This is a genomic window from Actinoplanes subglobosus (genome assembly GCF_042650585.1).
In the GTDB taxonomy this organism is placed as follows: Bacteria; Actinomycetota; Actinomycetes; order Mycobacteriales; family Micromonosporaceae; genus Actinoplanes; species Actinoplanes subglobosus.
Genome location: NZ_JBHSBL010000018.1, coordinates 385,024 through 409,838, shown reverse-complemented (window position 1 = coordinate 409,838; position 24,815 = coordinate 385,024). Strand labels below are relative to the sequence as shown.

Annotated in this window: 23 protein-coding genes and 1 pseudogene; 6 read left to right on the top strand and 18 right to left on the bottom strand. The window is 71.4% G+C overall.

What is annotated here, in order from left to right; translation table 11 throughout:
• Positions 1-10 precede the first annotated feature (10 nt).
• On the bottom strand, positions 11-1,405 hold the full coding sequence (locus tag ACFO0C_RS23760) for a winged helix-turn-helix domain-containing protein (protein ID WP_378068856.1): 1,395 nt from the start codon (positions 1,403-1,405) through the stop codon (positions 11-13).
• A gap of 39 nt (positions 1,406-1,444) precedes the next feature.
• Here ACFO0C_RS23760 and ACFO0C_RS23755 point away from each other — a divergent pair, with 39 nt between their 5' ends.
• Positions 1,445-2,020 (top strand): GNAT family N-acetyltransferase, encoded by a 576-nt coding sequence (locus ACFO0C_RS23755; protein ID WP_378068855.1) that lies wholly within the window; start codon positions 1,445-1,447, stop codon positions 2,018-2,020.
• Here ACFO0C_RS23755 and dapB read toward each other — a convergent pair.
• The 5 genes from dapB to ACFO0C_RS23730 all read right to left on the bottom strand — a co-directional run bounded on the left by dapB (position 2,017) and on the right by ACFO0C_RS23730 (position 8,016).
• Positions 2,017-2,778, bottom strand: coding sequence for a 4-hydroxy-tetrahydrodipicolinate reductase (dapB, locus tag ACFO0C_RS23750; RefSeq protein WP_378068854.1), 762 nt, complete (start codon positions 2,776-2,778; stop codon positions 2,017-2,019). The genes ACFO0C_RS23755 and dapB overlap by 4 nt on opposite strands.
• Before the next feature lie 74 nt (positions 2,779-2,852).
• The gene (locus tag ACFO0C_RS23745) at positions 2,853-4,184 is read right to left on the bottom strand and encodes a M16 family metallopeptidase (RefSeq protein WP_378068853.1); all 1,332 of its coding nucleotides are present in this window, start codon (positions 4,182-4,184) and stop codon (positions 2,853-2,855) included.
• The gene (locus ACFO0C_RS23740) at positions 4,185-6,509 is read right to left on the bottom strand and encodes a polyribonucleotide nucleotidyltransferase (protein WP_378068852.1); all 2,325 of its coding nucleotides are present in this window, start codon (positions 6,507-6,509) and stop codon (positions 4,185-4,187) included.
• A gap of 190 nt (positions 6,510-6,699) precedes the next feature.
• On the bottom strand, positions 6,700-6,969 hold the full coding sequence (gene rpsO / locus ACFO0C_RS23735; protein WP_360292687.1) for a 30S ribosomal protein S15: 270 nt from the start codon (positions 6,967-6,969) through the stop codon (positions 6,700-6,702).
• Between the two features lie 114 nt (positions 6,970-7,083).
• A complete protein-coding gene (locus tag ACFO0C_RS23730; RefSeq protein ID WP_378068851.1) occupies positions 7,084-8,016 on the bottom strand; it encodes a bifunctional riboflavin kinase/FAD synthetase in 933 nt (310 codons plus the stop codon).
• A 102-nt stretch (positions 8,017-8,118) separates the two neighbouring features.
• Here ACFO0C_RS23730 and ACFO0C_RS23725 point away from each other — a divergent pair, with 102 nt between their 5' ends.
• Together ACFO0C_RS23725 and ACFO0C_RS23720 are read left to right on the top strand one after the other, a co-directional pair.
• Positions 8,119-10,779 carry a hybrid sensor histidine kinase/response regulator gene (locus tag ACFO0C_RS23725; RefSeq protein ID WP_378068850.1) on the top strand — a complete coding sequence of 887 codons (2,661 nt, stop codon included), beginning with the start codon at positions 8,119-8,121 and terminating at the stop codon, positions 10,777-10,779.
• Entirely contained in the window at positions 10,776-11,177 is a 402-nt protein-coding gene (locus tag ACFO0C_RS23720) for a response regulator (protein WP_378068849.1), read from the top strand. Before ACFO0C_RS23725 ends, ACFO0C_RS23720 begins: the two co-directional genes overlap by 4 nt.
• Here ACFO0C_RS23720 and truB read toward each other — a convergent pair whose 3' ends face one another.
• From truB to rimP, 11 genes and pseudogenes are all read right to left on the bottom strand, one after another.
• The gene (truB, locus tag ACFO0C_RS23715; RefSeq protein WP_378069136.1) at positions 11,178-12,023 is read right to left on the bottom strand and encodes a tRNA pseudouridine(55) synthase TruB; all 846 of its coding nucleotides are present in this window, start codon (positions 12,021-12,023) and stop codon (positions 11,178-11,180) included.
• 72 nt (positions 12,024-12,095) lie between these two features.
• Positions 12,096-13,427, bottom strand: a complete 1,332-nt coding sequence (locus tag ACFO0C_RS23710; RefSeq protein ID WP_378068848.1) for an MATE family efflux transporter — start codon at positions 13,425-13,427, stop codon at positions 12,096-12,098.
• 424 nt (positions 13,428-13,851) lie between these two features.
• The gene (locus ACFO0C_RS23705; protein WP_378068847.1) at positions 13,852-14,865 is read right to left on the bottom strand and encodes a DHH family phosphoesterase; all 1,014 of its coding nucleotides are present in this window, start codon (positions 14,863-14,865) and stop codon (positions 13,852-13,854) included.
• On the bottom strand, positions 14,862-15,335 hold the full coding sequence (gene rbfA / locus ACFO0C_RS23700) for a 30S ribosome-binding factor RbfA (protein WP_378068846.1): 474 nt from the start codon (positions 15,333-15,335) through the stop codon (positions 14,862-14,864). The genes ACFO0C_RS23705 and rbfA overlap by 4 nt, the downstream gene beginning before the upstream one ends.
• A 72-nt stretch (positions 15,336-15,407) precedes the next feature.
• Positions 15,408-15,701: a DUF503 domain-containing protein gene (locus ACFO0C_RS23695; RefSeq protein ID WP_378068845.1), complete on the bottom strand. Its 294-nt coding sequence runs from the start codon at positions 15,699-15,701 to the stop codon at positions 15,408-15,410.
• Between the two features lie 33 nt (positions 15,702-15,734).
• Positions 15,735-16,760: a TRM11 family SAM-dependent methyltransferase gene (locus ACFO0C_RS23690; RefSeq protein ID WP_378068844.1), complete on the bottom strand. Its 1,026-nt coding sequence runs from the start codon at positions 16,758-16,760 to the stop codon at positions 15,735-15,737.
• A gap of 65 nt (positions 16,761-16,825) precedes the next feature.
• A complete protein-coding gene (infB, locus tag ACFO0C_RS23685) occupies positions 16,826-19,675 on the bottom strand; it encodes a translation initiation factor IF-2 (protein WP_378069135.1) in 2,850 nt (949 codons plus the stop codon).
• A gap of 104 nt (positions 19,676-19,779) precedes the next feature.
• Positions 19,780-19,930, bottom strand: a pseudogene (locus ACFO0C_RS23680) (translation initiation factor IF-2 N-terminal domain-containing protein); the annotation flags it as partial.
• Between the two features lie 107 nt (positions 19,931-20,037).
• Entirely contained in the window at positions 20,038-20,424 is a 387-nt protein-coding gene (locus ACFO0C_RS23675) for a YlxR family protein (RefSeq protein ID WP_378069134.1), read from the bottom strand.
• Positions 20,402-21,418, bottom strand: a complete 1,017-nt coding sequence (nusA, locus tag ACFO0C_RS23670) for a transcription termination factor NusA (protein WP_378068843.1) — start codon at positions 21,416-21,418, stop codon at positions 20,402-20,404. The genes ACFO0C_RS23675 and nusA overlap by 23 nt, the downstream gene beginning before the upstream one ends.
• Positions 21,415-22,035: a ribosome maturation factor RimP gene (rimP, locus tag ACFO0C_RS23665; protein WP_378068842.1), complete on the bottom strand. Its 621-nt coding sequence runs from the start codon at positions 22,033-22,035 to the stop codon at positions 21,415-21,417. The genes nusA and rimP overlap by 4 nt, the downstream gene beginning before the upstream one ends.
• A gap of 140 nt (positions 22,036-22,175) precedes the next feature.
• On the opposite strand from rimP, the gene ACFO0C_RS23660 reads away from it, so the two are divergent.
• The 3 genes from ACFO0C_RS23660 to ACFO0C_RS23650 are packed head-to-tail and all read left to right on the top strand — an operon-like array spanning position 22,176 to position 23,822.
• Positions 22,176-22,625 carry a twin-arginine translocation signal domain-containing protein gene (locus ACFO0C_RS23660; protein WP_378068841.1) on the top strand — a complete coding sequence of 150 codons (450 nt, stop codon included), beginning with the start codon at positions 22,176-22,178 and terminating at the stop codon, positions 22,623-22,625.
• Between the two features lie 19 nt (positions 22,626-22,644).
• Positions 22,645-23,070 carry a ferritin-like domain-containing protein gene (locus ACFO0C_RS23655; protein WP_378068840.1) on the top strand — a complete coding sequence of 142 codons (426 nt, stop codon included), beginning with the start codon at positions 22,645-22,647 and terminating at the stop codon, positions 23,068-23,070.
• A 26-nt stretch (positions 23,071-23,096) separates the two neighbouring features.
• Entirely contained in the window at positions 23,097-23,822 is a 726-nt protein-coding gene (locus tag ACFO0C_RS23650) for a nucleotidyltransferase domain-containing protein (protein ID WP_378068839.1), read from the top strand.
• Between the two features lie 54 nt (positions 23,823-23,876).
• Here the strand turns inward: ACFO0C_RS23650 and map are convergent, their stop codons facing one another.
• Positions 23,877-24,734: a type I methionyl aminopeptidase gene (gene map, locus ACFO0C_RS23645; RefSeq protein ID WP_378068838.1), complete on the bottom strand. Its 858-nt coding sequence runs from the start codon at positions 24,732-24,734 to the stop codon at positions 23,877-23,879.
• Between the last annotated feature and the right edge of the window lie 81 nt (positions 24,735-24,815).

Genomic DNA, 24,815 nt, shown 5'->3' with positions numbered 1-24,815 from the left:
GGCCGTCACGCTACACCCGCGGCGCCCGCGGATCGCTCCCCGGAGTGCCCTCCGCGTGCGAAGACGGAGCGCCTGGCGCGTGCGAAGACGGAGCGCCTGGCGCGTGCGAAGACGGAACGGCCGGAGCCTGCGAAGACGGAACGGCCGCCGCTTGCGAAGACGGAACGGCCGCCGCTTGCGAAGACGGAACGCTCGCCGCGCGGAGAGCGGCCGCCAGCGGGGCCAGGAAGTCGCCCCGCTCCGGTGGCATGACCGTGTGCAGGCCCAGCCAGCCGGCCAGGCGGGACAGCTCGGCGGCCAGGGCGGTGGCGGTCTCCTCCGGCTCGGCGCCGGGCTCCAGCCACGCCGCCGGGATCTGCAGCTCCCCCGTGCGGCGATCCGCCTTCAGGTCGACGCGGGCCGCGAACCGGTCGCCCAGCAGGAACGGGAGCACGTAATACCCGTACAGCCGCTGGGGTCTGGGCACGTAGATCTCGATCCGGTAGGTCATGCCGAACAGCCGCTCGGTGCGGGCCCGCTCCCAGATCAGCGGGTCGAACGGGCTGACCAGGGTAGCCGCCGACACCCGCCGGGGCAGGCGTGCCTCGTGGTGCAGCCACGCCGCTTTCCACCCCGGGACGGTGACCGGGCGCAGCACCCCGGCCTCGGCCAGCTCGGCGATCGCCGTCCGGCAGGGTTGCACCGGCAGGCGGAAGTAGTCGCGCAGCTCGGCCTCACCGGCCACCCCGAGCGCCCGCGCCGAGAGCTCCACGAGGGCGCGGAACGCCTCGCCGGGCGATGGGTCGGGCGCGGCCAGCACGGCCGGCGGCAGCACCCGCTCGGGCAGGTCGTAGCGCCGGGCGAACGAGGTGGTGCGCTCGGCGGCGGTGACCTGGCCGGTGTAGAACAGCCACTCCAGCGCCTGCTTGACGACCGACCAGTTCCACCCCCAGTGGTCCTTGGCGCGGGGGGCGTCGTGCTCGATCTCGGCGGCGGTGATCGGGCCGCGGTCGCGCACCTCGTCGAGCACCCAGGCGACCAGCTGTGGCTGCTCCTGGGCGATGCGGCGCATGTTGCCCCAGGCGAACTCGTGGGCCCGGGCCATCCGCCAGCGGAACAGCGGCTGGAGGTCGGTGCGGATGAGCGACGCCTCGTGGCCCCAGAACTCGAACAGGTCACGGGGCCGGCGGTAGGCGGCCCGCTCCAGCAGCCCCGGGTCGTAGGGGCCCAGCCGGCTGTAGAGCGGCATGAAGTGGGCACGCTGCAGCACGTTGACCGAATCCATCTGGATCAGGTGCAGGCGGCGCAGGACCCGGCGCAGGTGGCGCATGTCGGTGGCGCCACCCGGTCGTGGGTCGAGGAAGCCCTGGGCCGCCAGCGTGATCCGGCGGGCCTGGGCGACGGAAAGCGATTCGGACACGGCCACCGGGGAAGACTAGGTGACGGGTATGACAAAGTTGCCGCCATGGCACTCGGCTTCGTCCGTCCCGCCCGTCCCGAGGACGCCGCGGAGATCGCTCGCATCCAGCTCTCCACGTGGCGCACCGCGTACCGGCGGATGTTCCCGCCGCACGTGCTGGAGAACCTCGACGAGGGCTATCTGGCCCGCGGCTGGACCGAAGCGATCACCGCGCCGCCGTCGTCCCGGCACCGGGTCCTGATCGCCGTCGAGCAGGGCGAGAGCTCGGCCCACGTGGTCGGTTTCGCCGCGTCCGGGCCGGCCGACGAGCAGGCGCTGGCGCCGGAGGAGAAACCCCTTGCCGACGACGTCGCAGCCGTCACCGACCTGCTCATCGAGCCGCGCTGGGGCCGTCGCGGCCACGGCAGCCGGCTGCTCGCGGCCGCTGTCGACAACTGGCGTGACGACGGGTTCCGGACCGCGGTGGCCTGGGTCTACGAGGCCGACGAGGCGATGCGGAAGTTCCTCTCCTCGACCGGCTGGGAGCCGGACGGGGCGGGCCGGGCCCTGGATGTCGACGACCTCCTGGTACCACAGCTCCGCCTGCACGTCGCGGTGACGGTCGCGGAGGAGGAGGCCTAGCCCTCCAGCAGCGGGTCCAGGCCGATGGTCAGGCCGGGCCGGGTGAGCACGCTGCGGACCGCGAGCAGCACGCCCGGCATGAACGACGACCGGTCCAGCGAGTCGTGCCGGATGGTCAGTGTCTCGCCGGAGGTGCCGAACAGCACCTCCTGGTGTGCCACCAGGCCGGCGGCGCGGATCGAGTGGACCCGCACCCCGTCGATCTCGGTGCCGCGGGCACCGAGCTGCTCCTCCTTGGTGGCGTCGGGCATCGGCGGGCAGCCGGCCGCGGCGCGGGCCTCGGCGATCACCTTGGCGGTGTGCATCGAGGTGCCGCTCGGCGCGTCCAGCTTGCGCGGGTGGTGCTGCTCGATGATCTCGACGGACTCGAAGTACCGTGCGGCGCGGGCGGCGAACTGCATCATCAGGACGGCGCCGATCCCGAAGTTCGGCGCGATCAGCACGCCGACGCCGGGCTTGGCGGCCAGCCAGCCGCGCACCCGCTCCAGCCGCTGCTCGGTGAAGCCGGAGGTGCCGACGACGACGTGGATGCCCTGCTCGATCGCCCAGTGCAGGTTGTCCATGACGACGTCGGGGTTGGTGAAGTCGACGAGCACCTGGGCACCGGCGTCGGACGCCTGGAACAGCTCCTCACCCTGGTCGATCATCGACACGAGGGCGAGGTCCTCGGCGGCGTCGACCGCCTTGCACACCTCGAGGCCCATGCGGCCCCGGGCGCCGAGAACACCGACACGGATGGATTCAGGCAGCTCAGTCACACCGTCAACTTAACGTACGGCCCGGGCCGGACCACCGCACGGACGGCCGCACGGTGGTCTTCACTACGGTAGCGTCACGCGGGGAGCTCGCCGGCCTCGAACGGGCCGACCACGGCCAGCGACAACGGCTGAGCCAGCAGCGCCGCGGCGACCGCGTGGACCTCCTCGGCGGTGACCGTGTCCACCCGGGCGAGCATCTCGTCGACACCCATCAGGTCACCGTGCAGCAGCTCCGACTTGGCCAGCCGGCTCATCCTCGACCCGGTGTCCTCCAGGCCCAGCACGAACGACCCCTTGGCCATGCCCTTGCCCCGGACCAGTTCCTCGGGCGTGATGCCGTCGCTCGCCACCCGGTCCAGTTCGAGCCGGATCAGGTCGAGCACCTCGCGGGCCTTCGCCGGGGCACAGCCCGCGTAGACACCGAAGAGGCCGCTGTCGGCGTACTGCCCGGCATACGAGTAGACCGAGTAGGCCAGGCCGCGCTTCTCCCGGATCTCCTGGAACAGGCGGCTCGACATGCCGCCGCCCAGCACGTTGTTGAGCACGCCCATCGCGAACCGGCGCTCGTCGTGCCGGCCCAGGCCGGGCCCGCCCAGCACGATGTGCGCCTGCTCGGTGTCGCGGTGCAGGACGACGTCACGGGCCTTGCGTACCCGTACCCGGGAATCGGACGGACGCGGCGGTGCCGGATCCGCCTGGCCGGTGTCCAGCGGGGTGCCGGCAAGGGCCTTGCGGACCAGCCGGACCACCGTCTGGTGGTCGAGGTTGCCGGCCGCCGCGACGAGGACCTCCGGCGCCGTGTAGCGGCGGCGGTAGAAGCGGTTGATCTGGTCCCGGGTCATCGGGGTGATCGACTCGGGGGTGCCGGAGATCAGCCGGCCGAGCGGGTGGTCGCCGTAGATCGCCTCGGCGAAGACGTCGTGCACCTCGTCACCGGGCTCGTCCTCGTGCATGGCGATCTCCTCGAGGATCACGCCACGTTCGGTCTCGACGTCCGCCGGGTCGAGGATCGAGTCGGCCACCGCGTCGACCAGCACGTCCACCGCGAGCGGGAGATCGGCGTCGAGCACCCGCGCGTAGTAGCAGGTGTACTCCTTCGTGGTGAAGGCGTTGGTCTCGCCGCCGACCGCCTCGATCTCCGAGGAGATGTCCAGGGCGGAACGCTTGTGGGTGCCCTTGAAGAGCAGGTGCTCCAGGAAGTGCGAGGCGCCGTGCAAAGACGGGGTCTCGTCACGGGAGCCGATGCCGACCCAGATGCCGAGGGCGGCACTGCGGGTGGTCGGGATCGCCTCGGTGATGACGCGCAGGCCGCTGGGCAGGACGGTCCTCTTGACACCGCCCTGGAGGGTCCGGGTAGAAACGCGGGCCGACCTGGTGGCCGGCCCGCGTTCGTCGTTCGCTGTCACCTAGTCGCGGCGCTCGCCACGGTCGCCGGACGGGCGCGACCGCCGACGGCGGGGCTCGCCACCACCCTCACCACGGGGAGCACGCTCCTCGCGCGGGGGCCGGTTCTCCGAGGGAGCCGCGGCGGCCGCGGGGGCCTCCTCGCCCTCGGGGCGGACCTTGTCCAGGTAGATCTTGCCGCGGGCGTCGATGTCCGCGATGGACACCTCGACCTTGTCGCCGACGTTGAGGAAGTCCTCGACCTTGTCGACCCGCTTGCCGTCGCCCACCTTGGAGATGTGCAGCAGGCCGTCGCGGCCGGGCAGCAGCGAGATGAAGGCGCCGAACGCGGCGGTCTTCACCACGGTGCCGAGGAACTTGTCGCCGACCTTCGGCAGCGTCGGGTTGGCGATCGCGTTGATCCGCTCGACGGCGGCCTCGGCGGCCGGGCCGTTGGTCGCACCGACGTAGATCGTGCCGTCGTCCTCGATGGAGATGTCGGCGCCGGTCTCGTCCTGGATCGCGTTGATGGTCTGGCCCTTCGGGCCGATCACCATACCGATCTTGTCGACCGGGATCTTCACGGTGGTGACCCGCGGGGCGTGCTCGCTCATCGCGGCCGGGCCCTCGATCGCGGCGGTCATGACCGCGAGGATCGTGGCGCGGGCCTCGTGCGCCTGCTGCAGCGCGCCGGCCAGCACGTCCGACGGGATGCCGTCGAGCTTGGTGTCCAGCTGCAGGGCGGTGACGAACTCGCTGGTACCGGCGACCTTGAAGTCCATGTCACCGAACGCGTCCTCGGCACCGAGGATGTCGGTCAGCGCGACGTACTCGGTCTTGCCGTCGACCTCGTCCGAGATCAGGCCCATCGCGATGCCGGCGACCGGCGCCTTCAGCGGCACACCGGCGCTGAGCAGGGCCAGCGTCGAGGCGCAGACCGAGCCCATCGAGGTGGAGCCGTTGGAGCCGAGGGCCTCGGAGACCTGACGGATCGCGTACGGGAACTCCTCGCGCGACGGCAGAACCGGCACCAGGGCCCGCTCGGCCAGCGCGCCGTGACCGATCTCGCGGCGCTTCGGCGAACCCACCCGGCCGGTCTCACCGGTCGAGTAGGGCGGGAAGTTGTAGTTGTGCATGTAGCGCTTGGTCTTCTCGGGAGCGAGAGTGTCCAGCGACTGCTCCAGGCGCAGCATGTTCAGCGTGGTGACGCCCAGGATCTGGGTCTCGCCGCGCTCGAACAGGGCCGAGCCGTGCACGCGGGGCAGCACGCCGGTCAGCGCGGTCAGCGGGCGGATGTCACGCGGGCCACGGCCGTCGATGCGGACCTGCTCGCGCAGCACGCGCTGGCGCACCTCGGACTTGGTGACCGAGCGGAACGCCGCGCTGATCTCCTTCTCCCGGCCCTCGAACCGCTCGTCGAGCAGCTCGTGCGCCTTCGCCTTGACCAGGTCGAGGGACTCCTCGCGCTCCTGCTTGCCGGCGATCTTCAGCGCCTCGGCGACCTCGGTGCGGACCGCGTCGGAGACCGCGGAGTACACGTCGTCCTGGTAGTCCAGGAAGACCGGGAACTCGGCGACCGGCTTCGCGGCGACCGCGGCCAGCTCGCTCTGCGCGCGGCACAGCTCGCGGATGGCCGGCTTGGCGGCCTCCAGACCACTCGCGACGACCTCCTCGGTCGGCGCGGTGGCGCCGGCCGAGATCAGCTTGATCGCGTGCGGGGTGGCCTCGGCCTCGACCATCATGATCGCGACGTCGCCCTCGGCGGTGACGCGACCGGCCACGACCATGTCGAACGTGGCGCGCTCGAGCTCCTCGAGCGTCGGGAAGGCGATCCACTGACCCTCGACGTGCGCGACGCGGGTCGAGCCGACCGGGCCGCTGAACGGCAGGCCGGAGAGCTTGGTGGACATCGAGGCGGCGTTCATCGCGACGACGTCGTACGGGTGGGCCGGGTCGAGCGCGAGGACGGTCTCGACGACCTGGACCTCGTTGCGCAGGCCCTTGGTGAACGACGGGCGCAGCGGCCGGTCGATCAGGCGGCAGGTGAGGATGGCGTCCTCGGACGGACGGCCCTCACGCCGGAAGAACGAGCCGGGGATGCGGCCCGCGGCGTACATCCGCTCCTCGACGTCGACGGTCAGCGGGAAGAAGTCGAAGTGGTCCTTCGGCTGCTTGCTGGCGGTCGTCGCGGAGAGGACGGTGGTGTCGCCCAGCTGGACGATCACCGAGCCGGCGGCCTGCTGTGCGAGGCGGCCGGTGGAGAAGACGATCTCGCGGGTGCCGAACGATCCGTTGTCGATGACGGCGGTGCGGGATTCGTTGCCGAGAGCGTTGTTCTGCTCGGTCATGAAGTGCGGTACTCCTTCGTCGAGGACCCGGCGGTCAACAGCGCGTTTCAGTCGAGCCGGTCTTCGATCGAAGTGCCCAGGGACGTCACCTGGGAACCACTACCGAGGACCGGTGCTGACGGAGTGATCCGCGCGGGTCCGTGGGGTTTCTGTGGTGCTTCCTGGGGGAGCGAACTCCCCCAGGATCGAACTAGCGGCGCAGGCCGAGGCGCTCGATGAGCGTCCGGTAGCGGGCGATGTCCTTCTTCTGAACGTAGTTCAGAAGGCGGCGGCGCTGACCGACCAGGAGCAGCAGACCACGACGGCTGTGGTGGTCGTGCTTGTGCAGCTTGAGGTGCTCGGTCAGGTCGGCGATCCGCTTGGTGAGCATGGCGACCTGAACCTCGGGCGAACCGGTGTCGCCCTCCTTGGTCGCGTACTCACCCATGATCTTGTTCTTGGTCTCTTGATCGAGCGCCATGTTCTCCGGGATTCTGTGTTGCCGATTGCACGGTTACCCCGCGACCCGCGGCGTCGGGCAGGCAGGCGGGACCGGTGTCGGATATTCCAACGACCGTTCAACCCTACCAGGGGGTCAACTCAGTAACACCCGGGTCTGGGCGACGTCGGCCTCGATCTGAGCCACCAACGGCTCGATGGCGTCATATTTACGCTGCTCACGCAGGAGGGCCACGAAATCGAGGCTCACCCGCTCGCCGTACAGGTCGCCGGAGAAATCGAGCACGTACGCCTCGACGCGGCGTTCGCGGCCGGAGAATGTGGGATTGGTGCCGATCGAAACGCTGGCCGGCAACCGGACGCCTTTCTCCCCGCCGCGGGTGAGCCAGGCGGCATAGATCCCGTCGGCCGGCACCGCCGCATAGCGGTGGGTCATCAGATTGGCGGTCGGAAAGCCCAGCTCACGACCGCGCTGGTCACCGCGGACGACCACGCCGGCGAGGCGGTGCGGACGGCCGAGCGCGGCGGCCGCGGCCCGGACGTCCCCGGCGTCGACACAACTACGGATGTACGTCGAGGAGAACACCAGTCCGTCCTCGGCCACGAGCGGGGCGTCCTCGACGGTGAAGCCGAACGTGCGCCCGAGCGACTCGAGCAGCTCCACGTCACCGGCCGCCCGGTGTCCGAACCGGAAGTTGTCGCCCACCACCACGGACGCCGTGTGCAGCGACTCGACCAGCACGTCGTGGACGAACTCGCTGGGTGTCAGCTGGGAGAAGGCCGGGGTGAACGGCACCACGCACAGCGCGTCCACGCCGAGCGCCTCGATCAGCTCCGCCTTGCGGACCGGCTCGGTGAGCACCGCCGGGTGCGAACCCGGGCGCACCACCTCGGCCGGGTGCGGGTCGAAGGTCATCACCACGGACTGGAGGCCCGAGTCACGGGCACGTTTCACCGCGTGCCCGATGATCGCCTGGTGGCCACGGTGCACCCCGTCGAAGACACCGATCGTCACGACCGACCGGCCCCACCCGGACGGGATCGTCTCGAATCCCCGCCATCGCTGCATCGAACGCTCCTCCGCCGACATTGCCCGGCCCTAGCGTATCGATCGTTCAGGCCGCCGGTATCAGCCCTCCACCTCGCCCGCCTGAGTACGATAAATCGTGAAATGAGCGTCGGGTGGATTCGCCTCGTACTGCTCGCTGCGGAGGTCACCTTCGCGGTGCTCTTCCTTCGTGCTCTGGCCGGCCACCTCCGCCGACCCGACCCGCTGCGCCGCGACGTGACACTGGTATTCGCGCCGTTCGTGCTGGTCTTCTGCGTCGACATGGTGCGCTCGGCCCAGGGCGGGGTGCTCCCCCGGTGGCTGCACGCGGCCGGCGCCGCCGCGGTGCTCGTCCAGCCGTACCTCACGCTCCGTCTCGCCGCCCGGTTGCGCGCCGTGCCGCGGATGTTGACCGTCGCCGTCCTGCTGGGATACCTCACGCTGCTGGTCCTGATCCTCGTCCTGCCGCTGCCACTGCCCACCCCGGCCCGGATCCCCTCGGTGCTCTACTTCCTGATCGTCGAGCTGATCGCGGCCTGGCTGCTGTTCGGCGAGGCACGGCAGCGGACCGGCGCGAACCGGGCCCGGCTGATGATCGCCGCCGGCGCGACGGTCGCCTTCGGTTGCGTGATCCTGCTGCGCGGGCGTACCGCCGACTCGCCGTGGCGCGGGATGAGCATGGTGCTGGCCCTGGTCAGCGCGGTCGGTTACCTGATCGCCTTCCAGCCGCCACGATGGCTGCGGCGGGCCTTCGCGGCCGCGGCGGCCCGCCTGGTCACCGAACGGCTGCTGCACGCGCCGGACCAGGTCTGGCAGACCTACGCGGAGGTGATGCGGGACCAGACCGGCGCGGACGCGGTCGCGGTCCTGCTGCGGTCACCCCCGGGGGCGTACGCGCGGATCGCGTACTCGGGCCCGGATCTGCCCGCCACCGGCGACCCGATCGACGCCGACCTGGAGCGGCTGGCCCGCGGGCGGGCGCAGATCCGGCTCGGCGACGGTGGGCCTGGCCTGGCCCGCCACTTCGGCGACGAGCTGGCCGACGACTACGTCCGGGTGCTGCGGATGCGGGTGCCGCCCGACGTCGAGGGGGCGGTGCTGCTGTTCAACCGGTATCGCAACCTGTTCAGCGAGGACGATCTGCGGCTGCTCGCCGATCTCGGCGGACACGCCGGGCTGCTGGCCGAGCGGCAGGCGATCACGGCCGAGCTGACCGCGTCGGTGAAGGCGCTGACCCTGGCCAGTCAGGCGAAGAGCGACTTCCTGGCGAACATGAGCCACGAGTTGCGTACCCCGCTGAACGCCATCATCGGTTTCAGCGACCTGATGCGGCTCGAAGAGCCGGAGGGTGACCGCCGCAGGGTGCCCGCCGAATGGGTCGACCATGTGCACAGCAGCGGCCGTCACCTGCTCGGGCTGATCAACGACATCCTGGACCTGACCAAGGTCGAGTCCGGGCGGATGGAACTGCGCCTCGCCCCGGTACGGGTGGACACCGTCGTCGAGGACCTGCTCACCTCGCTGGCCCCGCTGTTCACCGGCAAGCGGCTCGCGGTCCGCGCCGATCTGGCCCCGGTCACCGCGCTCGCCGACCGGTTGCGGTTCCGTCAGATCGTGGAGAACCTGCTCTCCAACGCGGTCAAGTTCACCCCGGACGGCGGCAGCATCACGGTGACCGCCCGGCCCGCCGGCGACCGGGTCCGGATCGTGGTGGCCGACACCGGTGTCGGCATCGCCACCGAGGACCTGGACCGGGTCTTCGAGGAGTTCCAGCAGGCCGGCGATCCGGAACGGCGGCACTCCGGCACCGGGCTGGGGCTGGCGCTGACCCGCCGGCTGGTCGCCGCCCACAAGGGGGTGATCAGCCTGGCGTCGGAACCGGGTCAGGGCAGCGAGTTCACCGTCGAGCTGCCGGCCGCGTCGATCGTCCCGTCCCCGGCCCATCCCGGCGACGGGCCGTACGTGCTGCTCATCGAGGACGATCCGCAGTCGGCCGAGCTGATGAGCACCCAGCTGGGCAACGCCGGTTACCGGGTGGAGGTGGCCGGCACCGGGGAGAGCGGCCTGGCGCTGGCCCGGGAACGCCGCCCGGACGCCGTGGTCCTCGACGTCACACTGCCCGGGATCGACGGCTGGGAGGTGCTGCGCCGGTTCAAGGCCGACCACCGGCTGGCCGGCATCCCGGTCTTCTTCGCCAGCATCCTCGACGAGGCGCCGGCCGGGATCACGCTCGGCGCCCACGACTGGTTCGTCAAGCCGGTCGACCAGTCCGCCCTGCTCAGTGCCCTGACCAACGCGATCGCGGCGCGGGCCGTACCGAGAGTGCTGGTCGTCGACCACGACGACCAGGCCCGGCGGGCGATCGCCGAGGGCCTGCGGGCCGGCGGTGCCGACGTGGTGGCCTGCGCCGACGCCCGGGACGGGCTGGCCCGCAGCCGCAGCGGCGAGTTCGACCTGATCGTCTGTGACATGCAGTCGCCGGAGAAGGACGGCTTCAGCCTGCTCGCGGCGATCGAGCAGGATCCGGCCGGCCGGCAGACCCCGGTGCTCGGGCTGAGCGCGGCGGCACTCGCCTCCGGGACCTCGCCGCTGATCGCCACGGCGATGGCCGGTGGTGCGGTCGCCCACGCCCTCACCCACGGTGGCGGCGCACCGGCACCACCACCGGCGCCGCGGCTGAGTCCCCATCCGGCGGCGCGACGCGGGATCACCCGGATTCCGGAGATCACCGTCACGCTCCGCAACGCTGTCCCGCCCATCGACGCCCGGAGGACCGAACCGTGAACGACCCGCACCGCATCCTCCTGGTCGAGGACGAGGAGCTGAACCGCATGCTGGTCAAGGCGGTGCTGGCCCGGGCCGCCGTCGCCGCCGTCCGGGACGCCGAGCTGATCGACGCCGCGACCCTGTCCGCAGCCCGCGAACGGCTCGCCGACACCGATTTCGACCTCATCCTGCTCGACATCAACCTGCCCGACGGCAACGGCCTCAACCTGGCCCGTGAGCTGGCCGCGACCGGGGAGCCACGGCCGCCGGTCATCGCGGTCACCGCCAGTGTGCTGCCGCAGGATCAGAAGGCGGCGCTGGCGGCCGGGTGCGACGACTTCCTGGACAAGCCGTACGCCGCCGCCGACCTGGTCGCCACGATCGCCCGCCACCTCGGCCGTGCGCCGGAGCCATGATCAGGCGGGCGCCAGGACGATCTCGGCCCGGGCCCGGCCGTCGCGCTCGCTGACCACCGCCAGCACCTCACCGGCCGGGTCGAACACCGCGTAGGGCCCCTCGATCCCGACCGCCGGGAGCGGGCCGCCGTGCCGGAGCACCCGGGTCTCCTCCTCGCTGGCGACCCGCTGCGGGAACGAGCGGCGGGCCGCCTCGGACATCGGCAGCCCGATCACGTCGGGCGCACGCTCCTCCAGCTCGGCCAGGGTGGACGCGGCGTCGAGGGTCATGCCGCCCACCGCGGTCCGCCGCAGCGCGGTGAGATGCCCGCCGACCCCGAGCGCGGTGCCCAGGTCACGGGCGATGGCCCGGATGTACGTCCCCGACGAGCAGGTCACGTCGATGTCCACGTCGACCACGTCGCCGCCCTCGGGCCGCCGGATGCCGAGGACGTCGAGGCGGTGCACGGTGATCCGGCGGGCCGGGATCTCCACCGTCTCGCCGTCGCGCACCCGCTTGTACGCCCTCTCGCCGTTGATCTTGATGGCGCTGACCGCACTGGGCACCTGGTCGATCTCCCCGACCTGGACGGCCAGACCGGCCCGGATCGCCTCGTCGGTCACGTGCCCGGCCGGGACCGTCGCGGTCACGTCGCCCTCGGCGTCGTCGGTGATCGTCGACTCGCCGAGCCGGATCGTCGCGGCGTAGCTCTTCTCCGCACCGATCACGTAGGTCAGGAGCCGGGTGGCCCGGTTGACCCCGATGATCAGGACGCCGGTCGCCATCGGGTCCAGCGTGCCCCCGTGCCCCACCCGCCGGGTCTTCGCCAGCCGCCGGATCCGGGCGACGACGTCGTGCGACGTCATCCCGGCCGGTTTGTCCACCACGATCAGTCCGTCCGTGTTCACCCGACCACTTTATGGGCCCTGGCACAGCCCTCAGCGGGTGGCACCCGTGACCAGCCAGCGCGGGGACCGCCAGCGCAGGATCAGGCCGGCGAACCGGGCCAGGGTGAACAGCCCGAGGCCGGCCCACACCCCGCCGAGGCCCAGGTCGAGCGCATACGCCGTCCAGATCGCCGGGAGAAAGCCGAGCAGCGCCGACAGGATCGTCAGCGTGCGCAGGAACGCCACGTCACCGGCCCCGATGAACACCCCGTCCAGCGCGTAGACCACTCCCGCGAACGGCAGCAGGCCCACGAACCACGGCCAGATGATCGCCGCCTGGTCGTGCACCGCCGGGTCCGGGGTGAACCAGCCGGGCACCACCGAGGCACCGGCCGCGGCCAGCGCGGCGAAGGCCACCGCGGCCACCCCGCCGGCCAGGGTGACCCGGCGTGCCACGTCCCGCGCCTCGTCGGTGAGCCCCGCACCGAGGGCCGCGCCGACCAGCGACTGCGCGGCGATGGCCACGGCGTCGAGCACCAGGGCGGCGAAGAACCAGAGCTGCAGCCCGATCTGGTGGGCGCCCACGGCGGCGACCCCGAAACGGGAGGCGACCGCCGTCGCGGACAGGAAGCAGGCCTGGAAGGCCGCGCCCCGGATCAGCAGGTCACGGCCGAGCACCACCTGCCGCACGATGATCGACGGCACCGGCCGCAGCGCCCGGGTCTCGCGGATCAGCGCGGTCAGGAAGAGCGCGCCGCCGAGGGTCTGCGCGGTGACGTTGGCGATCGCCGAGCCGGTCAGGCCGAGACCGGCCGGATAGACCAGGACCGGGCAGAGGATCGCGGACAGCACGTTGGCACCGAGGACGATCCGGAGCGGGCGGCGGGTGTCCTGGACGCCCCGCATCCAGCCGTTACCGGCCGCGGCGAGCAGCAGGCCGGGCGCGCCCAGGGCGGCGATCCGCAGCCACCCGGCGGCGGCCTCGGCGGTCGCCGGGTCACCGGCCAGGAGGCCGGCGAGCGGCCCGGCAGCGACCGTGCCGAGAAGGGCGAGGAGCAGGCCGACGGCGAGGGCCAGCCAGGACGCCTGGACCCCCTCGGCGACGGCGGCGGCCCGGTCACCGGCGCCGAAGCGGCGGGCGGCACGGCCGGTGGTCCCATACGCCATGAGGGTGCCGAACCAGACCGCGAACGACATCACCGTCCCGCCGATCGCGACGGCGGCCAGTGGAAGCGAACCGAGATGGCCGACCACCGCGGTGTCGACGAGCACATAGAGCGGCTCGGCGGCCAGCACCACGAGCGCGGGCAGGGCCAGGCCGGCGATCCGGCGGGCCGTCGCGGTGCGCTGTGGCGGGGCGGGCGCATCGGCAGGCGGGCTCATGGATACCCATGATGCCCGCCCACTGGTAAGGGTTGCAAGGCAACCCGTCACTTACACCTACTGACGCGTGTCCATCGAGGTCTGCAGAGCGCGGCGCGCCTGCTCGGCGGCGTCGTCAGCGGGCTTCGGCTTCGGCTTGGCAGCCATGAGAGATTTCCTTCCAGCACGGATTGGTCGAGCGGGGCGTCACCAGCCGGCCCCGGGATCGCCGCGGCCTCTGGCCCAGGTGACGCGACCCGGGGCGGTGGACCCGGGTGGCTCGAGGGTTCGCGGTGGGCATCGGTGGCAGCCGCGGCGAACCAAATCACCGTTCAGGCCCCAAACTAACGTTCAGTCCCGCCACAGATGGCCTGGATCCCGGGATCCGGGACGAGAAAAGCGGAGGCCACCCGCTCGGGTGACCCCCGCCACGCAGGGACAACGCCTATCGGATCAGGTAGCTGTCGAGAAGCCGACGGACCGTGTCCACCACGTCGGCCGGCTCGCCGTACCCCGTGAAGCCCGCCGCCAGACGGTGACCGCCACCGCCCTGCGAAACCGCCACACCGCTCACGTCGACCGCGCCCTTGCTGCGCAGCGACACCGACCACTCACCCGCCGCCGTCTGCTTCACCACCACCGACACGTCCGCCTCGGCGACCGAGCGCACCGGGTCGATCAGGGTGTCCAGCACGTAGGGCGGCTGCCCGTGCCGCTCCAGGTCGGCCAGCGTCGCATAGGTCCACACCATGCCCCGCCCACCGGCCGCGGCCGGCTCCAGCACCGCCCGCCCGATGACCTCGCCGGTCAGCTTCATCGCCCCGAACGGCTTGCTGTCGAACGTCCGGCGGGAGATCTCCCCCGGCCGGAGCCCGGTGGCGATCAGCCGCGCCGCCAGCTCGTGCACCGACACCGTGGTCATGTCGAACTTGAACGACCCGGTGTCGGTCGCCAGAGCCACGTAGAGGCACTCGGCGATCTCCGCGTCCAGCGGCACGCCGAGCCGGCTCAGCAGCCCCTCGGCGACCACCGACGTCGCCGCCGCATGCGGGTCGACCAGCCGCACCCCGCCGAAACCGGTGTTGGACGCGTGATGATCGAGCACCACGCTGGCCGGTGCCGCGGCGAGACGGCCGGCGAGCGCGCCGAGACGCGACTCGCTCGCCACGTCGAAGACCAGGACCAGGCGCGGGCCGGCGAAGGCGTCCGGCTCCGGCACGAGCAGATCGACACCCGGGAGCCTCTGGTACGGCGTAGGCACCTCGAAGTCACCCGGGAACGTCGCCCGCACCCGGGTGAACCCCAGGCGCCGCAGGCCGAGCCCGAAACCGAGCATGCTGCCGAGCGCGTCCCCGTCGGGGTTGACGTGGCAGATCAGCTGGATCTCGTCATCGGGACCGGTCGAGCGGACCGCCGCCACGGCGGCGGCCCACTGATCCGCGGACGGGCCGTCGGTCACCCGTTGTCCTCGCGGGCGCCCACCCGTTCGGGCTCGTCGCCGTCAAACTCGTCCTCGTCCTCGCTCTTGTACGGGTCCGGATCGCCGGCATACGTCGCACCCGCCGCGATCTGCTGGACCTCCTGGTCCCGATGCCGCGCCTCGGCCAGAAGATCGTCGATCTCCTTGACGTGCTCCTGGACGTTGTCCAGCACGAACGTCAGGCTCGGCGAGTGCCGCAGGGCGAGCGCGTGGCCGACCCGGCTGCGCAACATGCCCTTCGCGCTCTCCAGAGCCGCCGCAGTGGACGCCTGCTCGGTCACGTCACCCAGAACCGTGTAGAAGACCGTCGCCTCGCGCAGGTCGCCGGTGATCCGGGCGTCCGTGATCGTCACCATGCCGAGGCGGGGATCCTTGATCTCCCGCACCAGCCTGGCCACCAGCTCCTTGATCCGCTCCGCGTGACGGCGCGTCTTGGCTGGGTTGGACATATCGCCCACCTCCGACTGTGTATCCCGCGGGTCGTACCGCCCCCGCCCAACTGCTGAAGCGTACCCAGGCGCTCAATCCTCGTCGCCGTACAGCCTTCGCTTCACGGACAGCAGCTCGATCTCGGGCCGGCCGGCCACCTGGTTCTCACAGGTGTCGACGACGGCACGCGCCTGGGAAGCCTCCGCCGCCACCACGGCTACCCCGATGAGGGCACGGCCATGCCGGTCGTGCAGGCCCACCTCCGCGACGCTGACGTCGAACTTCTTCAGCATCGCGATGATCGGCCGGACGTAGGAACGCTTCTGCTTCAGCGATTGCGAGTCACCGGGCAGGAGCAGGTCGAAGATCGCGGTCTCGGTATACATCAGCGAGCAGGCTACTGGGGTTCCGGAGAAGGATCAGCTGTATTTCCGGGCCACCAGCACGTCACGCTCGATGCCCTGGTCCACCCGGTGTGCCAGGGGCTGGAACTCGATCGGCCTCAGCCCGTTGGCCACCAGGATGTCCTCGGCCAGCTCGCGCTTGGCGACCTTGGTGTTCCAGGAGATGCCGACCGCGCCACCTGGGCGCAGCAGCTTCAACCACTCGGGCACGGCCCGCTCCAGCAGGTCCAGCGGGCGGCGGGTGATGCCGCCACCGTCCTCGTCGTAACTGCCGTGGGCGACCCCGTACGGCAGGTCGGTGACGATCAGGTCGGCGACGTTGCCCTTGATCAGCCCGTCGAGGCCGGTGGTGTCGGCGTTCAGCACGATGATCTTCTGCACCGCGCCGGCCTTGTGGTCGTCCTTGCTCGGCGCGAGGGTCACCTCCAGCCGCCGGGCGGCCCGGCGGCCCTGCCTGCGCACCGGGATCAGGTCGGCGGTGTGCTTGAGCCGCTTGCGCTTGAGCCAGGTCTGCAGGAACAGCTTGTACGCCTCGACGTCCTTGCCGTCGATCTCCACGCCGATGCCGTCGTACCCATACATCAGGGCCTGGTTGAGCGTGGTGCCGCGGCCGCACAGCGGGTCGAGGACGGTGAGGCCGCCGTCGAGCATCCGCCGGGCGAAGGCGGAACCGAGCAGGGTGAGGTTCAGCACCAGCTTGGTGAACTGCTCGTTGGTCTTGCCGGCGTATTTCGGGATGGTGATCAGGTCGCTGTCGTAACGGGCCAGCGGGGTGAGCACGAGCGGCCGCAGCAGGTCGCCGACCCGCTCGAACAGGGCGTAGGCCGACGACATGTTCGACAGGTAGGCGATGTCCGTCTCGGCGAGCTCGGCCTCGAACGTCAGATACTCCACCCCGCCGATCTCGTCGGTGGCGATCTCGCCGAGACCGGAGGAGAGCACCGGAGCGAAAGCGGCCAGCTCCGCCTGAGAGATCCGGGCCGCCTGATCGGCGTAGACGCGGTTGGCAGAGGGAGCGAGCAGCAAGGCATACCGGGACATGCCGCCATTGTGCCGAGACGGCCCCCGGCGCACATGCACCGGGGGCCGTCATCGAGCTGTGCGGGTTATGCGCGCGGCTTCTCGCGCATCTCCCACGTCTCGATCGTGTCGCCGACCTGAGGCGAGCCGTAGCCGCTCAGGGTCAGACCACACTCGAAGCCCTCGCGGACCTCGGTGGCGTCGTCCTTGAACCGCTTCAGCGAGCTGATCGTGACGTTGTCCGCCACGACCGTGCCGTCCCGGATGACCCGGGCCTTGGCGTTCCGCTTGAGCAGGCCCGACCGGACGATACAGCCGGCGATGAGACCGATCTTGGACGAGCGGAAGACCTCGCGGATCTCCGCCGTGCCCAGCTCGACCTCTTCGAACTCCGGCTTGAGCAGGCCCTTGAGCGCCGCCTCGATCTCCTCGATGGCCTGGTAGATCACGCTGTAGTAGCGGATCTCCACGCCGGCGCGGTCGGCCATCTCCTTGACCTTGTTGGAGGCCCGGACATTGAAGCCGATGATCGTCGCGGTCTGCTCGGACGAGGCCGACGCCAGGTTGACGTCGCTCTCGGTGATCGCACCGACGCCGCGGTGGATGACCTTGAGCTGGATCTCGTCCGGGATCTCGATCTTGAACAGCGCCTCTTCGAGGGCCTCGACCGAACCGGAACCGTCGCCCTTGATGACCAGGGTGAGCGAAGCCTTCTCGCCCTCCTTGATGTCCCGCATCATCTCGTCGATCGTCTTCGGGCGGCTCGAGTTGGCGAAGGTCGCCGCACGACGGCGAGCCTGCCGCTGCTCGGCGATCTGCCGCACCGTGCGGTCGTCCTCAGCCGCGAGGAACGTGTCACCCGCACTCGGCACCGAGGTGAGACCGAGCACCAGGACCGGACGCGCCGGAGCCGCCTCGGACACCTGGTTGCCGTGCTCGTCGAGCATGGCCCGGACGCGACCGTGCGCGCCACCCGCCACGATCGAGTCGCCGGCCCGGAGCGTGCCCTTCTGCACCAGGACGGTGGCCACGGCACCGCGACCCTTGTCCAGGTGCGCCTCGACCGCGACACCCTGGGCGGGGCCGTCGATCGGGGCGGTCAGCTCGAGCGCCGCGTCGGCGGTCAGCAGGACGGCCTCGAGGAGGTCGTCGATGCCGATGCCGGGCTTGGCCGCGACGTTGACGAACATCGTGTCGCCGCCGTACTCCTCGGCGAGCAGGCCGTAGTCGGTCAGCTGCTGCCGGACCTTGTCCGGGTTGGCGTCCGGCTTGTCGACCTTGTTCACCGCGACGACGATCGGCACGTCGGCCGCCTTCGCGTGGTTGAGCGCCTCGACCGTCTGCGGCATGACGCCGTCGTCGGCCGCGACGACCAGGATCACGATGTCGGTGACCTTGGCGCCACGGGCACGCATGGCGGTGAACGCCTCGTGACCCGGGGTGTCGATGAAGGTGATCGCCCGGTCCTCGCCCTGGTGGGGAACGACGACCTGGTAGGCACCGATGTGCTGGGTGATGCCACCCGCCTCGCCGGCGACCACGTTGGTCTTGCGGATCGCGTCGAGCAGCTTCGTCTTACCGTGGTCGACGTGACCCATGACGGTCACCACCGGCGGACGGGTGACCAGACGGTCCTCCGCCACCTCGGCGTCCAGGTCGATGTCGAACTGCGCGAGCAGCTCACGGTCCTCGTCCTCGGGGCTGACGATGACGACCTCGAAGCCGAGGTGCACACCGAGCAGCTTGAGGGTGTCGTCGGAGACCGACTGCGTGGCGGTCACCATCTCACCCAGGTTGAACATCTCCTGGACGAGCGAACCCGGGTTGGCGTTGATCTTGTCGGCGAAGTCGGAGAGCGACGAGCCGCGCGAGAGCCGGAGCTCCTGGCCACTACCGCGAGGAGCACCGGAGCTCATCTGCGGGGCGGACAGGTTGTCGAACTCCTGACGCCTCTGCTTCTTCGACTTGCGGCCACGCGTCGGCCGGCCGCCGGGACGCCCGAAGGCACCCGCCGCGCCGCCGCCACGACCGCGGCCACCGGGACCACCGCCACCGGGACGACCGGGAGCACCGGCGCCGACCGGGCCACCGGTCCCGCCGCCGGGGCCGCCACGGTAACCGCCGCCACCACCGGCGCCACCGCCGCCACCGGGACGGAAACCGCCACCGGCGCCGCCGCCACCACCGCCGGGACGGAAGCCACCGCCGCCGCCACCACCGGGACGGAAGCCACCGCCGCCGCCACCGGGGCCGCCACGGCCGCCACCGGGACCGCCGGGACGACCGGCACCGCCGCCGGGGCCACCACGGCCGCCGCCGCGACCGGCGGGACGCTGCGAGGGCATGGAGGCGGGGCTGGGCCGCGGCGGCATCGAGGCAGGGCTCGGCCGCGGCGGCATGCCGGGCTGGTTCGGACGCGGCATCGAGGCCGGCGAGGGACGCTGAGCGCCGCCGCCGGAGACACCGAACGGGTTGTTACCCGGGCCACGCGCGGGCGGGCGCGGAGCGCCGCCGGCCGGACCGGGACGGGGGCCACCGGGAGCACCGGGGCCACCCTGGCCACCGGAACGACCGGCGGCGGGCGAACCCGGACGGGGCGGAACACTGCCGGGACCCGGCCGCGGGCCGCGCGGAGCGCCACCCTCGGTCGTGCCCTGACGACGCTCGGCGTCCCGCGTGCGGGCGGCCTGAGCGGCCTTGACCGCGGCCTCCTGCTCAGCCTTCAGCGCCGAGGCCCGCGCCGCGGCCGCCGCCACCTCGATGTCGTGCGCGCTGGCCGGCTTCGCGACCGGACCGGGAGTCGGGCCCGGACGGCCGGGAACGGCCGGCTTGGGGCCCGGCCGGAACGGACCGGGGGTGGGCGCGGGGGAGGTAGGGCTGTTGGTGGGCGCGGCCGGTGCCGGACCCGGACGACGCGGCGGCTGCGGCCGCCCCATCGGGGGACCCGGACGCGGAGCGCCGGACGGGCCGGGGCCACCGGAGGTGGGCGCACTCGGCGCCGGAGCCGACGAGGACGCCGGAATGGCGCCACCCTGCTCCAGGGCGCCACGCAGCCGGCGGGCCACGGGGGCCTCGACGGTGCTGGACGCGGACTTAACGAACTCGCCCATCTCTTTCAGGGTGGCGAGAACGGTCTTGCTGTCGACCCCGAGCTCTTTGGCGAGCTCGTGTACGCGGGCCTTGCCTGGCACTGCACTCCTCACTTCGAGGTCGTACGAGCAGCGCCCGCACAGACCTCACTCGTGCACTAGAAGCCTGGTCATTTCAGGGACTTCATCGTGTGCTCATCTGGGTCGTCCTACCTTGCTGGGTCGTGACGGGGCGGCGACGCCTCGTCATCGGTGGATCCGCACGGCATGGAGACCATGCGGATGTGCTCCGCAAGCAGTTCTGGGTTAGCAAGTCCAGTGAGACGCAACGCACGCCCGAAAGCGCGACGTCGCTCCGCCTGCGCGAAGCAGGCCGGATCGGGATGCAGGTGAGCTCCCCGCCCCGGCAGTCGGCGGGCCGGATCGGGCAGAAGCCGGAGGTCACCCTCCGAATCTGCCGCGACGAACCGCAGCAAACTATCGGCCGGCGCGCGTTTGCGGCAGCCGACGCAGGTTCGCGTCGGGCCGACCGAGAGCAAGTCTACCTCTCGTTCGCTCCGCACGCGTATCCGGTCAGTTCCCCGCCTCGGCCGCATCACGGTCCGAGACCCCGGCGGGCTCGCTGTCCGGACGGATGTCGATGCGCCAGCCGGTGAGACGCGCGGCCAGACGGGCGTTCTGCCCCTCCCGGCCGATCGCCAGCGACAGCTGGAAGTCCGGCACCGTCACCCTGGCCGTACGGCTGGCCGCGTCGACCACCTCGACCCGCAGCGCCTTGGCCGGGGAGAGCGCGTTGCCGACGAACTGGGCGGGGTCGTCCGACCAGTCGATGATGTCGATCTTCTCACCGTGCAGCTCGCTCATGACCGCCCGGACCCGCTGACCCATCGGGCCGATACAGGCACCCTTCGCGTTCACGCCCTGAACGGTCGACCGCACCGCGATCTTCGTACGGTGACCTGCCTCACGGGCGATCGCGGCGATCTCCACGGTCCCGTCGGCGATCTCCGGCACCTCGAGGGCGAACAGCTTCTTCACCAAGGCCGGGTGCGAGCGGGACAGGGTGATCTGCGGGCCGCGGAAACCCTTGGCCACGTGCACCACGATGCAGCGGATCCGGGTGCCGTGCGGGTACGTCTCGCCGGGCACCTGCTCGGACTGCGGCAGCACCGCCTCCAGCTTGCCGAGGTCGACGGTCACGATGTGCTTCTCGGCACGGGCGGCGTCGGCCTGCACCACACCGGTGACCAGGTCGCCGTCGCGCCCCGCGTACTCACCGAAGTGCTGCTCGTCGGTGGCCTCCCGGAGCCGCTGGAGGATCACCTGCTTGGCGGTCATCGCGGCGATGCGGCCGAAGTCGTGCGGGGTGTCGTCCCACTCGCGCACCAGCGAGCCGTCGGCGTCGAACTCCTGTGCCATGACGGAGGCCACACCGCTCTTGCGGTCGATCTCCACCCGGGCGTGGCCCTCGGCACCGTCGGTGTGCCGGTAGGCGGTGAGCAGTGCGGTCTCGATGGCCGCCAGGATCGTCTCGAACGGGATCTCCCGCTCGCGCTCCAGGGCGCGCAGCGCCGCGAGGTCGATGTTCATTCCTCGCCCTCCCCTTCGTCGTCGTCTTCTTCGTCATCGGACTCGTCGAACTCGGCTTCGTCCATGCGCTTGAACTCGATCTGGACCTTGCCCGCCCCGAGCTCGGCGAACGCCAGCTCACGGATCGTGCCGTCCACATCCAGCGTGACGCCGGAGTCGCCGACCGAGATCACCCGGCCGGTCAGCCCGTTCACCGCGACCAGACGGCTGATGTTGCGCCGCCAGTGCCGTGGCTCGGTCAGTGGCCGGTCCACCCCCGGGGAGCCGACCTCCAGCTGATACTCCCCCTCGAGGAGCTCGCCGCCGCGCTCCTCGGCAGCGTCGAGCGCCTCGGAGATCGCCCGGGAGACCACCGCCACATCGTCCAGGCTGATGCCGCCGTCGGTGTCGACCATCACCCGGACCACGTGCCGGCGGCCGGCCCGGGACAGGGAGAGATCCTCCAGGTCGTAACCGGCCTCGGCGATGACCGGCTCGATCACCTCGCGGACCCGGGCGCGGGCGGCGGCCAGATCGACGCGGGGAAGTGTGGGATTACGGGTCTCCGGCTCGGGCCGGGTGCGGCGGGCGCCGGGGCGACCACCGGGCCGGGCCCCGGCGCGACCACGCTGCGTCATCGGGCTCGACCTCTCGCTAGCTTTCTCGCAGGAACGACTATATGCCGCCGGGCAGTCCGTGGCCCCGCGGCTGACGCGAAGCGTAACGTGCCGACCGCCGGGGCGAAGCAGCGCCGCACCGAATGGTGTTGACTGGCACCGTGCTGACGAACTCCCGCCGGGCCTTCCTCGGCGCCCTGGCCGGTTCCGCCGCGCTCGCGGGCTGCGGCGTCCTCGACGACGAGCCGGAGCCCGTACCGCAACCGGATCCCTTCCAGCCCCTGCTCGACGAGGCTGTCGCGCTGGCCGCGGCGTACGACCGGGTGATCGTCGCCCAGCCCGGCCTGGCCTCCCGGCTCACCCCGCTGGCCGAGGACCACCGGGCGCACGCCGGTGACCTGGCCCGGCTGATCGGTGCCGCGGTGGCATCGGTGGCGCCGTCGGCCTCGGCCCCCTCGGCGGCCGGCGACACCACCGCCACGTTGCGTAAGGCCGAGCAGGCCGCACAGAAGAACGCGGCCGCCGCCTGCAAAACCGCGCCGGCCGATCGCGCGGCACTGGCCGGATCGATCGCCGCATGCCGTGCCACACACGCCGAAGCGCTGCGCTGAAAGCGCTACTCTTCGCGCCGTGACGGAACAACTCGCCGCCGCCCTCGCCGCCGAGGAGGCGGCCATCTATGCCTATGGCGTGATCGGCGTGCACCTGGAGGACGCCGACGAGGTGGCACGCGCCCGATCCGCCGATCTGGAGCACCGGGCCCGGCGGGACACGCTGATCGCCCACACCGACGAGGTCCGGGCCAGTGTGGCGCCCGCCCCGGCGGCCTATCAGCTGCCGTTCGAGGTGACTGATCGTGAGGGCGCGCTGAAACTGGCCGTCCACGTGGAGGACGGGGTGGCCCAGGCCTGGCGGGCACTGCTGCCGGTCACCGAGGGCGACGAGCGCGTCGACGCACTGTCGCATTTGACCGACTCCGCAGTTCGCGCGACCCGGTGGCGGCGGATCGCCGAGGTCACACCGCTGACAATGGCCTTCCCGGGCCGCCCGGGCTGATGATCGGGCCCACCCGGCCGAGGTGGATGCCCGAGAATGAGGACGTGATCGTCGAGCTCGACACCACCACACCCCGAGGGTCGCTCGCGATCCGCCTCCGCGACGCCATCCAGGAGCGCTGGTCGGCCGAGGTGCAGGCGATCGGGCTGTGCGGGTCGATGGCGCACGGTGACGACACCGACAGCAGTGACGTCAATCTGGTGGTGATCACCTTCCGCCCGCGGACCGGTCCGAAACCGGCCCGGCGCAAGGTCGACGGGATCCCGGTCGATCTGCGGGTGACGACCGCCGAGGAGGGGATGGGCCAGGCCCGGCTGCTGACCACGCACTGGCCGATGCAGGCCGACACCTACATCACGACCTTCGCGCTGCACGACCCGCAGGAGTGGTTCAAGACCCGGCGGGAGGCGCATCTGAGCCTGCTGGCCGAGGCCCGGCCGATGGAGTTCACCGGCCTGGCCCGGCAGAACTGGGCGGTCGCCAACAGCGCGCACGCCCGGGCCGTGCGGCTCACGCAGTGGTACGACACCGACGCCGCCCTGATCCTGATGGCCGAGGCCCGCCTGCACGCCGCGCTGGTCGCCGGTTTCCTGACCCGCACCTATTTCCGCAACACCGCGGACGCGGTCAAGCACACCGGGGTCGCCGCGGCCGACATGCAGGAGCTGGGCGCGATCCTCAAATACCAGGCCGAGGAGCTGACCGCCCGCGGCCGCCCGGTCGACGGCCGCCTCGGCGCCCTTTTCGACTGACCGGGTCCGGGCCCGACCGGCCGGGCCGGACCGATCAGGCCCGACCGAGTGGGTTCAGGGCAGGGTCAGGATCTCGAAACCGTCGTCGGTCACCACGAGCGTGTGCTCGAACTGGGCGGTCCACCGGCGGTCCTTGGTGACGACGGTCCAGCCGTCGCGCCACATCTCGTACTCATGGGTGCCCAGGGTGATCATCGGCTCGATGGTGAACGTCATACCCGGCTCCATGACGGTGGTGAGCTGCGGGTTGTCGTAATGCGGGATGTACAGCCCGGAGTGGAAGGTCTCGCCGATCCCGTGGCCGGTGAAGTCACGGACCACGCCGTAGCCGAACCGCCGCGCGTACGCCTCGATGACCCGGCCGATCGCGTTGATCGGCCGCCCCGGCGCGACGGCGCGGATGCCCCGCATCATCGCCTCGTGGGTGCGCTCGACCAGCAGCCGGGCCTCCTCGCTCACCTCGCCGACGCAGAAGGTGGCGTCGGTGTCGCCGTGCACACCGTTCAGGTACGCCGTGACGTCGACGTTGATGATGTCGCCGTCCTCCAGCACGGTGGAGTCGGGGATGCCGTGGCAGATCACCTCGTTGAGCGACGTGCAGCAGGACTTGGGGAAGCCCTTGTAGCCCAGCGTCGAGGGGTAGGCGTTGTGGTCGAGCAGGAACTCGTGCACCACCCGGTCGATCTCGTCGGTGGTCACCCCCGGTTTGCAGTGCTCGCCGGCGAGCTGGGTGGCCTGCGCCGCGATCCGGCCGGCGATCCGCATCTTCTCGATGGTCTCGGCGGTCTGCACGTGCGAGCCGCGCCACTGCTGGGGGCGCTTCTTACCGACATACTCGGGGCGGACGATCTGAGCCGGGACCGATCGCGCACGCGATTGCTTTCCCGGCACGAGTGGGGCACGTACGGTCATGGCACACAGCCTAACCGGCGGTGACCGCACCGATCGGGCCCGTCCTTGCCGCTGCCCGGACGGCTGTGAAATCGTGTTCGG